The following is a 12,043-nucleotide window of genomic DNA, read 5'->3' on the forward strand; positions in this document are numbered from 1 at the left end:
CTAGAGTAGTAAAAGCTAATAGACGGCCACTATACTTGATATGTGAAATGTTCTCAAGGAGGATTGTCATGGATATAACGCGGGATTTCTTGGATGAACGGTTCAAAGCCTATGTTCTGGACAATTTTTGCGGGAACCGGGAGAAGATCCAGCTGGGTGATTTAACTCAAGTTACCTCTCTCCAAATAACAAATCAGCGATTTACAAGTCTTGACGGCATTGAGCATTTCCCTTCTCTTCAGGAGCTAGATTGTTCGTTTAACAGCTTGGCAGAGCTTGATATTAGTAAAAATATAAATCTGAGAGTTCTGAATTGTGCCAGCAATAAATTAACCGAGCTGAACATCAGTCATAATTCGAATCTAGAGAAGCTATCCTGCGAGTATAACAAGCTAATTCAACTAGATAGCCGACATAACCCTTTATTAAGGGAGTTGAACTGCAACAAGAATGATATTCCCTCGCTAGATATGAAGCATAACGTTTATCTGGAGCTCTTGAATTGCGGCTTCAATCGTTTTCGCAACCTGGATCTTTGTCAGAACAAGTTGCTAATTAAGCTCGATTGCTGTTGGAACCTTATATCGGAGCTGCATCTGGATCAGAACCCGGAATTACAAGAGCTGAACTGTAATTATAATTCCTTATTCGATTTGAACCTGGATCAGAATATTCTGCTTATCCGCCTGGATTGCGGCAACAATCATTTGATCAGCCTAACTATGAAGAATAGTGCGAAGCTGCTTGAAGTCCGCTGCAATAACAATCATCTGACGAGCCTCAATCTAAGTGGAAATCCGGAGCTGCAAAGCTTAAGATGCTTCAATAACCATATCTCTGCATTAGATCTCAGCCAACAAATCCATTTAACCGAGCTCTACTGTTCCGAGAATAAAATCTCCAAGCTGGACACAAGTCTTCATCCAAAGCTGGAACGTCTTGATTATTCCAATAATCTAATCCTGGAACCTGACCATACGATTTCGGGAGTCGGAATCTTTGCATATGATGTCTCCTTTTCTTCCTATGCAACGACACTTCATTTTATGGGAAAAGAGCTTGCCACAACAGTAGATGTCCCATTCAAAACAGATATGGAACAGCTAACTCCTCTTATCCGTGGCGCCTGGGGGCATATGGATGAGCTTGCCGAGATGGCGCTTGCCGCTGTTGCCGAAGCCCATCCTGACGAAAATGTATCTGAGTTGATCCTGTCTGTCCTTGAATTTCATAAGGACGGTACATTTCGTTTAGGGTATGATGCAGGCGATACCCCCGCCGGGCAGCTATATATTTACATCATTTTTAATAAAGACCTGCAGATCAGCGACGATCTCATCTATGAGACTTATTGATAACCCTGCTTCTTCAAATAAATCTAAAGGAATAACAACGATAAATCATGATTATTTAGAGAGAATGAACTAGGTTGTTCAGTATATTAAGGATCATAGCGATCGTAGGCTTAACCTAGATGAACTGGTCGAATACGCTAATTCCGCAAAATATCATTTCAGCAAGCAAGAGCAGGATGGTATTAGCTACAAGAGGCTGCCCGGCGGACTGAATGCCTTGTTCCAGTTCTACGATATACCTGATAAGCTCGGTATCACCTATCAGAGTATATTTGCGCAATGGCTGCCGAATAGCGAGTACGACCCTGGCGAGAGACCGTGCCTGGAGTTCTGTATGAATGACCCTTCAACCGACCCAGATGGAAAGTGCAAGGTAGATTTGTATATCCGATAAAAAAAGAGGGCGGATTAAAGCTCTTCCCCCTCTTCATCTATTCGTTCTCCTTAGGCCATCCGCCCCATATCCCCAAAAAGTTCCCGCTCGGGTCGAAGAACTGGAAGGAGTATCCCCCTCCCTGCTTATATACCATTTCTTTGACTTCCACACCTTTTTGATTCATTTCTTCATAAAGCTCTTTAATATTATCGACCTGAAAAGTGAAAAATGGCTTCCGTTCGCCGGATGCCGAGACGAAATCCATTTTTGGCTGGTCATCCGAGCGAATCAAGCCAAATCCGAGACCATTCAAGTTTAACCATGCTCCATCATCGCCCTCATTGTACGGAAAACATAAATCAACGCCGAACAGATCCGTATACCACTGCATAGATTCCTTTACATTTCTTACTGGCAGCTCGACAATTTGAAGATGAAAAGCTTTGGCTGTCAAATTTTCCCCCTCCTCAATGATTTCATTCCCGATGTACAAAGTTGTTTTCCTAATAATACCATATAGGGAATGCTAGAGTCTCATTTGGGAATTTTGTGTTTGCTACTATCGGTAATTAGAAGCACGAAATAGTAGCTGATGAGCTAATCAGAGTTCTAACGGAAATGAGAGGCGCTATTGGGGCGAAAAAGCAACTTTAAAAAATCTAAGGGAAATGAGCGACCTTATTACGGGGATTTATTGTGAAATGGAGCTAATCGGTAGACAATAGAGGCACAGATTTCCGTTACATTTTCATAATAGCCGAAATCTTCGAAATAAGGGCTGTGGCTTCCGTTAGCAATCGAACCACGCGGCAAGTGAATAGGCAGGCAGCAAAAAAGGCGGACTGCCTTCCCCTCTCACCAGATAAGCTAGGTAAAGCAAGGGAAGGCAGCGCACATTTACTAACCATATATTCATCATACCAATGGAAAGACTACCATTATCATAGCATTGGGTCTAAATAGAGATATTGTCTGTACGGGTAAACGCAAAATCGTAACCTACATACCGATATGTAACCTGAAATCCAAGACGCTCTGCTACCGCAACCGATGGTTTGTTTACCTCCATGCAATCCCAATATGGAACCTGATCATGGTTCAGACAGTCTTTAACAAGACAGTGAGCTATCTTTTGTCCCAATTTCTTTTTCTGATGTTCTTTGACAGTCTCGATATCAATACAGTGGATATTTCCAAGCACGAAGCCGGAGAAACACACGCTTACGACTTCTCTTTGGTGAACGATACAATAGCCAATACCTTTATTGATGAAATCCTCAGGACTGGACCAGAATTCGTCAATTTTCAAGCGCAGAAAATTAGCATTTATAGCTGTCTTATTCCCTAGAAGGTCAGCGTCTATTTTTACCACTTCGTACCCTTCTTTAAGCTCAGGCTCATTATTGTTGTCGAAATCACTAGATTTCAACCGATAAACCCTCTGATTCCATCTCCCTAAATCTCGATGTGCAAAGACTCTTTCAATCGTACCGTACCACTTATCATGATTGCCTATAGCTTCGAAGCAATCTAATCCAACTCGCTGCGCTTCCGGAACGATAACTGAGTCTATGAAGCTATTCAATTCTTGATTGAATAGCTCATTCTGCTCATCGCCTATAAATAAGAAACCGTCATTATTGCCTAACCAAATGATCCCTGAGGTCGGTGACATTCGATCATCAACAAATATTCTCCCCGGGTTAACTCCCTCAACAACGGCTGCAGCTTCCATTTGTCCTTGTGGATTAAGCAAGTGTCTGCATTTTTTGAACTCGCCTCTATCCAGTTCCGTTATCATTGTCTTCCCGCCTTTTTAATTATTCAATTAATGTCAATAGTCCTTAGTAATTACTGCGACTACTCCAGACATTAGCATATTGTACAACCGATTGTTAGGTATTTTATGGTTATAGTTCTTCTTGACATATATCATTGCTAAACTAGACTAGGGCTTACTGTTATCGGTATATAGGCGCAAAAATGTTGTAGCTGATGAGCTAATCTAAGTTCTAACGGAAATGAGAGACGCTATTGGGGCGAAAAAGCAACTTTAAAAAATCTAAGGGAAATGAGCGACCTTATTACGGGGATTTATTGTGAAATGGAGCTAATCGGCAGGCAATAGCGGCACAGATTTCCGTTACATTTTCTAAATGGCCGAAATCTTCGAAATAAGGGCTGTGGCTTCCGTTAGCGATCGACCACGCGGCAAGTGAATAGGCAGGCAGCAAAAAAGGCGGACTGCCTTCCCCTCTCACCAGATAAGCTAGGGAGCAAGGGAAGGCAGCGCAAATTCACAAACCTGACGGGTCTACTCTAGTGAATCAACTCTGGATTCTATCCTGAATAGTCCGCGACGCTTTATTCTTCAAATCGCTGATTTGCTGCATTAATGAGGACACCTTATCGGCATACTGCTGCTTCAATTCCAGATCCTTTAGCGAGGCCAAATTGATATCAACGGTCAGCAGAGCTGATTGGGCAGCCGCTTCGAAGAGGATGGCGCTGATGCCGAGATCGGAAATGACATTTTTGTTCGAGGTCTCGGCGATATTATATACACACTCTATACCAGTCCTGCACACTTCCATAAGCTGAACCGGGACTTCAATCGCATTGATCGTGGCCTCATGGATCTCCTGCTTACGAGCCAACTTCTCCTCCTCCGTGTCCTTCGGCAGCTTCAGAGCGTCCATGTAGTTGTTAAAAGAAGCGATATCGCTATCAAATAACTCCCTGCACTCCTCGTTCAGGCGATTCATCGTATACATCACTGCGGAGATTTGCGGTTCGATATCAGCGAACTTCTCCCCTTGCGATAAATTGCCTACCATCGAGGTCATTGCGGTGCCGAGTACAGCCACAAGCGCTGCAACACTGCCGCCGCCCGGGGTAGGACTTGAACTGCTTGCCTTACTTACGAAGCTATCAATAGAATCTAGCCATGTAATCTCACTCATGCTTGCCAGCCTCCTCACGTTGAATCTCCATAGCCTTCAGTAGATTCTCGTACAAAATAGAGGTCGTTAATGTACCAACACCGCCCGGTACAGGCGATATCGCTTGCACGTGGTCAGCTACGTCAGTCGCGACATCCCCTACCATCTTTCCATCCTCCGCTTCATTAATCCCTGCATCAATAACGACCAAGTCTGCATGAACCATTTGCTTGCTCACTACTTCGGCTCGTCCAACGGCCACAAATGCAATCTCAGCATGACTTAAATGTGAAGCGATGTCCGGGGTACGAGAATGACATACGGTCACCGTGGCATTCTCTCGCTGCAGTAAATGAAATAGCGGCATCCCTACCGTTTGCCCCCGGCCAACCAAAGTAACGTTCTTGCCTGCCAAGCTATAGCCATAATACTTAAGCAGCTTGATGCATGCCTGTGGTGTAGCAGGATAAAGTCCGGCTTCTCCGGTTACAGTAGCTAATTTATTCGCCGGTGTTACGCCGTCCACGTCCTTCTGTGGTGAAATCGCCTGCTCGATTTTAGCCGCAGAAATTTGCTTAGGCAGGGGTAGCTCCAGCATAATCCCATGTACCTTCGGATCCTGATTCAACTCAGCAACCAGCTGCAGGATCTCCGCTTCCGTTACCTCCGCATGAAAATCATGAAGCGTGAACTGAACGCCCAGCTTCTCGGCGATTCTCTGCTTGGCCTTGGCATAATAGGCAGAGGCCGGATCTCCTTCAACCAGGATCGTTGCCATATGGGGCTTAATCCCCTGGGTTTTCAGTTCCTCTACTTTTGCCCGAATCGTCTCATATACTTGATCCGCCGCCTCTTTTGCCTTCATAAGCAATGTCATTTTAAGCATCCTCCCCATCATTTTGTTGGACCAATCTATCCACTTGCTCGCAAAAAAAGCAAAAAAAGCATCAACGAGCGCCCCGTCAAATTGACGAGACGTCCGAAGATACTTTTCCCCAGGCGAACGGAAACGTTTATCAGCCATATGCTCCCTCGTGGTTAATTCCACTTGCTTCGCCAGTCACATACAGCACTATTTCTTTCATATTAGCAAAAATTTGAACGAATGAAAACCTGCGGTCGAAAAATTCCATAATAAACCAGTATGTGGTCGACAGAACCATTTTTCTATGTTATCGTACCTATTAATAAGGCATTTCGTTCCGCTGAGAACGAAGTGCCTTAGCGCGTATTTATACGACTTTTTACATTAAATGTATTAAGGATGGTGATGTGATGGTGCTCATGCTTCCCCAGCTACGGGGGGCGAAATCCGTAGTCATATAGACGATAGATTTTGAGGGCATTGAATACCAACTATTTCAGAGGAGTGTAGTATGATGAGAACATGTTTTCAAGTTGAAGAACGTATACCTATGAATCGAACGGGATTGAAGCGACTGAGGAATTCGGGACGGCTTCCTGCTGTTGTATTCGGATCTGGCACAGATAATCAGAACATCCATTTGTCCACGAAGGAATTCGGTAAATGGATAAGACGAGGCAGTGGCGGTATTATTGAACTGAATCTTGAAAATCATGACTCGATTCCTGTTCTTCTGGAGGCGATTCAGCGCGATCCGGTAACACAGGAATATATTCATGTGGATTTCCTTCGTGTCAAGAAAGATGAACTGGTGCGGACCAAGGTCAACATCGAGTTCGCTGGTACTCCGAGAGGTACGAAGCTGGGCGGGATCGTCCAAACCCAAAGTACCTTTATTGAAATCGAATCCTTCCCGGACAAGATTCCAGGTTCGATTATCGTGGATATCAGTCATCTTGAAATCGGGGAATCCATCCACGTTGGCGACATTGAGCTTCCAGATGGGCTCGTCCTGATCTCGGCCACGAACGAGCTGCTTGTCTCGGTAGTGACTCCGAAGGTTCAGGCAGAGGATATCGAGGCGACCGTCGAAGCTTAATATATAAATTAAACTATTACAGTTATGCCTTGACTTATTTAACCTGTTTCAGTATAATCCCAATAAATTGAAAATTATGAAAAGCAATGAAGAGAAAGAGTACCAAAGGCTAACTTTTAACAGAGAGCTCCCCTCGCTGAAAAGGAGCAAAGAGAAACTTTGGGAATATGGTCTCAGAGCTGCGCATCGAAACCTCATCTGGTTGTAGGCTGCGCCGGAACCCGCATCCGTTAGTGTGCTAGGGTATAAACGCATAACAGCGTCGTACCTGAAGAGGTGAATGCCGCAAGGCATGAATGAATTTGGGTGGTACCACGTGAGCACAACTCTCGTCCCTTTTGGGATGAGAGTTTTTTGCGTTTTCATAAACAATAAAATCAAGGAGGAGACAAAATGGCGAATATTTTTATTGGTGGAGCATGGCCTTATGCTAACGGTTCATTGCATTTAGGAAGGTTAGCAAGTGTATTGCCTGGTGACGTACTAGCACGTTATTTTAGGGCAAAAGGAGATAATGTACTATACGTATCCGGCAGTGATTGTCACGGTACCCCTGTTTCTGTTCAGGCGAGCCAAGCAGGGATTTCTCCCCAAGAGATTGCATCTAAATTTCATGAGGAATTTACAAATTGCTTCACTAAACTGGGATTCACTTATGACCTGTATACACGAACAGATCAACACTATCACCATCGCATCGTGCAGGAGTTATTCCTTGAGCTGCTAAATAACGGTTATCTATACCGAAAGACCGAACGCCAAGCATATTGTGAGACAGAGCAGCGCTTCTTGCCAGATCGATACGTTGAAGGTACTTGTCCGGTTTGTGGAAGCCATGCTCGTGGAGATCAATGTGATGCTTGTTCAACATTACTTGATCCCTCTAAATTGCTGGATAGGACCTGCAAGACCTGTGGTGATCCCCCAAGCGAAAGACCGACAGAACACTTTTACCTCGAGCTCTCCAAGTTTCAGGCTGAAATAATGGATTACGTGGGAAAAGCTCATAAATGGGGAGATAATGCGATTAAATTAACACGACGCTATCTGGAGGATGGGTTGCAGGATCGTGCGGTTACTCGAGATTTAGAATGGGGCGTTAATGTTCCAGTCGATGGATACAACAACAAGAAAATCTATGTATGGATTGAAGCGGTAAGTGGGTATTTATCAGCTAGTAAGCAATGGGCAAAAGAATACAATAGCAATTGGGAACCATTCTGGAAAGATAGTAAGGACAGCCTTACAGCCTATTATGTCCACGGCAAGGACAATATCCCTTTTCATACCATCATATGGCCTGCGATCCTTTTAGGAGTAAAAGGTCTCCATCTTCCTGATCGGATCATCTCGAGCGAATATTTAACCTTGGAGGGCAAAAAATTCTCTACGAGTCGAAACTGGGCCGTATGGCTTCCTGACATATTAAGCAGATATGATTCAGATTCTATACGTTATTTTTTGATTGCTAACGGTCCAGAGAAACGGGACACCGATTTTTCCTGGAGAGAATTTATCTATAGCCATAACGGAGAATTGCTCGGCGCATTTGGTAACTTTGTTAACCGTACACTGGCTTTTATTAATAAATCCTTTAATGGTCATGTCCCCAATGGAAGGCTAGAGGGAGAATATGTTACGGATATCAATCACTTATATCAACAGTCTGGAGCCTTAATTGAAGATGGTCAGCTGAAAGAGGCTCTAGAACTCATATTTAGATTTGTACGCCAATCCAATAAATTTTTTGATGAACAAAAGCCTTGGGCTCAGTTCAAACAAAATAAAGAGCTATGCGGGAACACACTCTACCATTGCGTTCAGATAATCGCGAATCTGGCTAATTTACTCCAGCCTTTTTTACCTTTTTCTTGCGAGAAAATAAGAGGATTTCTTAACTTAGGACCTGCGAGTTGGAGTTTCATTTCCGTTCCAGTAAATCAACAAATCAATAAAATAGATCTCCTATTTGAACGGATAGATCCTAAACAGATAGATGAAGAAGTCCATCGGTTGCATAAACAGAAACAATAAGATTATTAGGGGCAAACTGCCCCTCCCCTTACTTTTCCATCTCCTTCACCCTATACCAATACCTATAAATCTCCGCATACCCAATCTTTTCATACAGCCGCCGGGCAGGCGCATTATTAGCAACCACCGCTAAATAGCTGTGCCTAGCTCCATGCTGCTTGCCCCATTGTAGTAAATGAAGAATCATCTGTTCCGCATAGCCCTGATTCCGGTAATCCGGGTCTGTAACAATATCGAACAATCCAAGATATTCCCGCTCTATCACTCCGTAGCCGCAGGCCACGGCTCTGCCATCAACATACAAGCTAATCATGGCCTTGCGGGTCTTGATATTGCCCAGCATGGTGACCATCGTCGCTTTGTATTCATCCTTAACCTGACTCATTCGGTAAAAAGTATTGATCCACTCCGAGTCGGCCTCTCCGCTTACCTTCACTGATCCCAGTCGCGGCTGCCTGATATGCTTCAGGTCCAGCACCTGAACACTAGTGATATCAAGCTGCGAATATCCCCGTTCCGCTAACACTTCGTCCAAATGCGCCGGACGTACGAATGGAGTTATTTTATAAATCACAGGAAGCAATTGATCTCCATACAGTCGCTCGCACTCGCCTATCTTCTGATGTAGATCATCGGTTGAACCATAGATTGGACTTATCGAATTGGCTCGCTTCGTATATCCGTCCGCAAACCGCAGCAACCAACCATCATACAATAACGTAGATAACGATGGCCAATGATTCAATGATAATTCCTCAATCGATCTACTATCCATTGATTTTCCCCTCTTTATACTTTCAAATTATAATACTATTATATGAATAAATATTCAATATAATGAATCTCCTACTATTCCAGTATTCTTGCATAATCCAATATTTATTGATATATTACCAAAGATGGATTCTTAAATAGGAATCATTATTTTTAAACAAGCAGGTGAATATAACAAATGGGCATACTCAAAGAATTTAAAGAATTTGCGCTTAAAGGCAATGTACTTGATCTAGCTGTCGGCGTTGTCATCGGTGGTGCTTTTGGTAAAATCGTCGCTTCTCTCGTCAGTGATATCATTATGCCACTGGTCGGTATTCTTCTTGGCGGCATTAACTTGTCTGGATTGGTCTTGACCATTGGAGATGCCCCACTGACTTACGGCGCATTTCTACAGACCGTTATTGATTTCCTGATCGTCTCAGCAGCTATCTTCCTATTCATCAAGGCTATTAATAAATTCAAACGCAAAGAAGAGACTCAGCCCGCTGCGGAGGAAGCTCCTAAGCCATCGAATGAAGAAGTCTTGCTCACAGAAATTCGCGATTTGCTCAGACAGCAAAATAACAAAACGGCTGAATAACAATCAACTATTGCTAAGAGAGGATGCTTGCCATGATTAGGTGGGTATCTTCTTTTTCTATGCGATGGACAGAAATTTATCCCAGTAGAAGAAAAAATAGGTGTACAGTATAAAATTACATATGAAAAGAGGTTATTACCATGTTCCGTATGCGCCATAAAACAGATTCCGGGGCGCCAGTGGCTCTCACCGAATCCGATCTTACCTCTGTGCAAGCGCTTCAACAGAAGCTATCCTTCCTGCAAATCAGTCAGTCAGATCTGAACAATCTGCGCAAGATTACGGAATTAATCGATAATCTGGCCAAGCCTATTACCGATAGCAACTATGATATGCTGTTCCGAATTCCCGAAATGCTACAAATTATTAATGATCACAGTACCAGAGAGCGTCTATCGAAGACATTTATTGAATATCTGAAATCAATCCCGAGAATAGAGTTTAACGAAGAATATATCATTTCCCGTAAAAAAATCGGCTTCATCCATAATCGTATCAAGCTGTCGCCTGAATGGTTCATCGGATCTTATACAAGAATCTACGAGATTCTCGTTCCGGCCATCGTCCGTAAGTTCTCACGGGCCAGCGAAGTTGCTGAGATTATCATTTCCTTGCAGCGCATACTGATGCTAGATTCTCAGCTTGTGCTTGAAGCCTACAACGAAGCCCACGACTTCCAGTACATAGAGACCAACAGCCAGATCATCGAAGAACTGATTCAAATGGATAAAGTAAAACCGCTGATCGATTCCGTGAACCTGTCGCTACAGGAGACGACGAATATTAGCTCCGCGGCTCAGGAACTGACTGCTTCGATCCAGGAGGTGGCCGATCATTCCGTTCAGCTAAGCGATCAATCCGAAGACATGATGAGACAGGCCAAGCAAGTAGAGCATTCCGTTCGAGAGGCACTTCAGGACTTCTCCGATACGGCCCAGGATGTCTCACGTTCCAGCCAGCACTTCGAGCAATTTCTACAATCGGTTCATAGTATTACGGATATTATCAGCGTTATCAATAATGTTGCCAATCAGACCAATCTGCTTGCCCTAAATGCATCCATTGAAGCAGCTAGAGCCGGAGAGCAGGGTCTTGGCTTCGCTGTCGTAGCGAGTGAAGTGCGCAAGCTGTCAGAACAGACTAAGGAAGCCGTTGGACAAATTACCAAGGTGATCACAACATTCACTGATACGGCCAAAAGAATTGGAGAGGAGACGAAGTCGATGGGTTCACATATCACTGAGCGCGTAGAGACAACGAGTGAAGCGATTGACAGTCTGGAGCAGATTATGGAACGCATTGAGGGCTTCCGTGATTTCACGGCCAATGTCGCCTCAATTGTTGAACAACAGGCCGCAGCTACAAGCGATATTACTGAACGAACCTCCACTTTGCTTCGTCACCAGGAGGAAATCCAACAATTCGCCAGCGCGACGGGTAAGGATATTTACGAGGTAAGCCGCAAAGTTGACTCCTTACGATTGAAAGCGCTTAAAATAAACTCTCAGCTCAGCCACTCGCAAATATTGCGTACCGTAAAAACAGATCATCTGTTATTACGCTGGTGGGTATACAATGCTGCACTTGGCTTCCGTCATGCGGATCACCAAGGAGACGAGATTCAAGAGCCTTGCCGATTAACTCAATGGAATGAGCAGAACAAGGACAACTCTAAGCTAGCATCCCTGTCCACTTTTCGCTCTTTAGAGGAACGGCACGAAAGTGTCCATCATCTAGCTAATGAAGCTATGGGTTATATTCAATCCAACCAGCATGTGCAAGCGGACAAGCGGATCATAGAATTGGAGCTTGCTTCACAAAATATGGTTGAGACGCTCGACCAGCTTCAGCAGGAGATCATTCAACAAGCGCGCAGCAAACAAGCATAATCTACTTTTTTCGATAGCCAGAGATCCTATTAAAGCAGGATTTCAGGCTGATTTTAGGACGACCTAACTATTATGTCATCATTGCCAGAAATAGCGTCGGTAGCAGTCTACCCTCCACCCAAACTA

At 44.0% G+C, this 12,043-nt stretch carries 12 protein-coding genes, 1 riboswitch and 1 other annotated feature; of the genes, 6 read left to right on the forward strand and 6 right to left on the reverse strand.

Annotated elements, in window-relative coordinates; translation table 11 throughout:
- Positions 1–68 precede the first annotated feature (68 nt).
- The gene (locus EI981_RS21350; RefSeq protein WP_127001677.1) at positions 69–1,355 is read left to right on the forward strand and encodes a leucine-rich repeat domain-containing protein; all 1,287 of its coding nucleotides are present in this window, start codon (positions 69–71) and stop codon (positions 1,353–1,355) included.
- Between the two features lie 115 nt (positions 1,356–1,470).
- Here EI981_RS21350 and EI981_RS29790 read toward each other — a convergent pair whose 3' ends face one another.
- Positions 1,471–1,635 carry a hypothetical protein gene (locus EI981_RS29790; RefSeq protein WP_227011950.1) on the reverse strand — a complete coding sequence of 55 codons (165 nt, stop codon included), beginning with the start codon at positions 1,633–1,635 and terminating at the stop codon, positions 1,471–1,473.
- On the opposite strand from EI981_RS29790, the gene EI981_RS29795 reads away from it, so the two are divergent.
- Positions 1,573–1,749, forward strand: a complete 177-nt coding sequence (locus EI981_RS29795) for a GyrI-like domain-containing protein (protein ID WP_227011522.1) — start codon at positions 1,573–1,575, stop codon at positions 1,747–1,749. The genes EI981_RS29790 and EI981_RS29795 overlap by 63 nt on opposite strands.
- A gap of 37 nt (positions 1,750–1,786) precedes the next feature.
- On the opposite strand, the gene EI981_RS21360 is transcribed toward EI981_RS29795, so the two are convergent.
- The 4 genes from EI981_RS21360 to EI981_RS21375 all read right to left on the reverse strand — a co-directional run bounded on the left by EI981_RS21360 (position 1,787) and on the right by EI981_RS21375 (position 5,550).
- Entirely contained in the window at positions 1,787–2,185 is a 399-nt protein-coding gene (locus tag EI981_RS21360; protein WP_127001679.1) for a VOC family protein, read from the reverse strand.
- Between the two features lie 501 nt (positions 2,186–2,686).
- Entirely contained in the window at positions 2,687–3,532 is an 846-nt protein-coding gene (locus EI981_RS21365) for a GNAT family N-acetyltransferase (RefSeq protein ID WP_127001681.1), read from the reverse strand.
- A 526-nt stretch (positions 3,533–4,058) separates the two neighbouring features.
- A complete protein-coding gene (locus tag EI981_RS21370; protein ID WP_127001683.1) occupies positions 4,059–4,694 on the reverse strand; it encodes a cyclodeaminase/cyclohydrolase family protein in 636 nt (211 codons plus the stop codon).
- Complete coding sequence (locus EI981_RS21375; protein WP_127004865.1) at positions 4,687–5,550, reverse strand: bifunctional 5,10-methylenetetrahydrofolate dehydrogenase/5,10-methenyltetrahydrofolate cyclohydrolase; 864 nt, start codon at positions 5,548–5,550, stop codon at positions 4,687–4,689. The genes EI981_RS21370 and EI981_RS21375 overlap by 8 nt, the downstream gene beginning before the upstream one ends.
- Before the next feature lie 109 nt (positions 5,551–5,659).
- Positions 5,660–5,747: riboswitch (ZMP/ZTP riboswitch) on the reverse strand.
- Positions 5,748–6,052: 305 nt separating this feature from the next.
- On the opposite strand from EI981_RS21375, the gene EI981_RS21380 reads away from it, so the two are divergent.
- Together EI981_RS21380 and metG are read left to right on the forward strand one after the other, a co-directional pair.
- Positions 6,053–6,637, forward strand: a complete 585-nt coding sequence (locus tag EI981_RS21380) for a 50S ribosomal protein L25 (RefSeq protein ID WP_127004866.1) — start codon at positions 6,053–6,055, stop codon at positions 6,635–6,637.
- A gap of 77 nt (positions 6,638–6,714) precedes the next feature.
- Positions 6,715–6,977: a binding site (T-box leader), on the forward strand.
- Between the two features lie 53 nt (positions 6,978–7,030).
- Complete coding sequence (gene metG, locus EI981_RS21385) at positions 7,031–8,671, forward strand: methionine--tRNA ligase (RefSeq protein WP_127001685.1); 1,641 nt, start codon at positions 7,031–7,033, stop codon at positions 8,669–8,671.
- A 28-nt stretch (positions 8,672–8,699) separates the two neighbouring features.
- Here the strand turns inward: metG and EI981_RS21390 are convergent, their stop codons facing one another.
- Positions 8,700–9,446, reverse strand: a complete 747-nt coding sequence (locus EI981_RS21390; RefSeq protein ID WP_127001687.1) for a GNAT family N-acetyltransferase — start codon at positions 9,444–9,446, stop codon at positions 8,700–8,702.
- Positions 9,447–9,629: 183 nt separating this feature from the next.
- On the opposite strand from EI981_RS21390, the gene mscL reads away from it, so the two are divergent.
- Positions 9,630–10,028: a large conductance mechanosensitive channel protein MscL gene (mscL, locus tag EI981_RS21395; protein ID WP_193556508.1), complete on the forward strand. Its 399-nt coding sequence runs from the start codon at positions 9,630–9,632 to the stop codon at positions 10,026–10,028.
- Between the two features lie 140 nt (positions 10,029–10,168).
- Entirely contained in the window at positions 10,169–11,917 is a 1,749-nt protein-coding gene (locus EI981_RS21400) for a globin-coupled sensor protein (protein WP_127001691.1), read from the forward strand.
- The last annotated feature ends 126 nt before the right edge of the window (positions 11,918–12,043 follow it).

Origin of the sequence: Paenibacillus lutimineralis, assembly GCF_003991425.1 — a bacterium.
In the GTDB taxonomy this organism is placed as follows: domain Bacteria; phylum Bacillota; class Bacilli; order Paenibacillales; family Paenibacillaceae; genus Fontibacillus; species Fontibacillus lutimineralis.

Bases quoted from the DNA above. Each gene is read 5' to 3' on its own strand.
- EI981_RS21350 (WP_127001677.1), top strand. From the start codon at position 69: ATGGATATAACGCGGGATTTCTTGGATGAACGGTTCAAAGCCTATGTT.
- EI981_RS21365 (WP_127001681.1), bottom strand. From the start codon at position 3,532: ATGATAACGGAACTGGATAGAGGCGAGTTCAAAAAATGCAGACACTTG.
- EI981_RS21370 (WP_127001683.1), bottom strand. From the start codon at position 4,694: ATGAGTGAGATTACATGGCTAGATTCTATTGATAGCTTCGTAAGTAAG.
- EI981_RS21375 (WP_127004865.1), bottom strand. From the start codon at position 5,550: ATGACATTGCTTATGAAGGCAAAAGAGGCGGCGGATCAAGTATATGAG.
- EI981_RS21380 (WP_127004866.1), top strand. From the start codon at position 6,053: ATGAGAACATGTTTTCAAGTTGAAGAACGTATACCTATGAATCGAACG.
- metG (WP_127001685.1), top strand. From the start codon at position 7,031: ATGGCGAATATTTTTATTGGTGGAGCATGGCCTTATGCTAACGGTTCA.
- EI981_RS21390 (WP_127001687.1), bottom strand. From the start codon at position 9,446: ATGGATAGTAGATCGATTGAGGAATTATCATTGAATCATTGGCCATCG.
- EI981_RS21400 (WP_127001691.1), top strand. From the start codon at position 10,169: ATGTTCCGTATGCGCCATAAAACAGATTCCGGGGCGCCAGTGGCTCTC.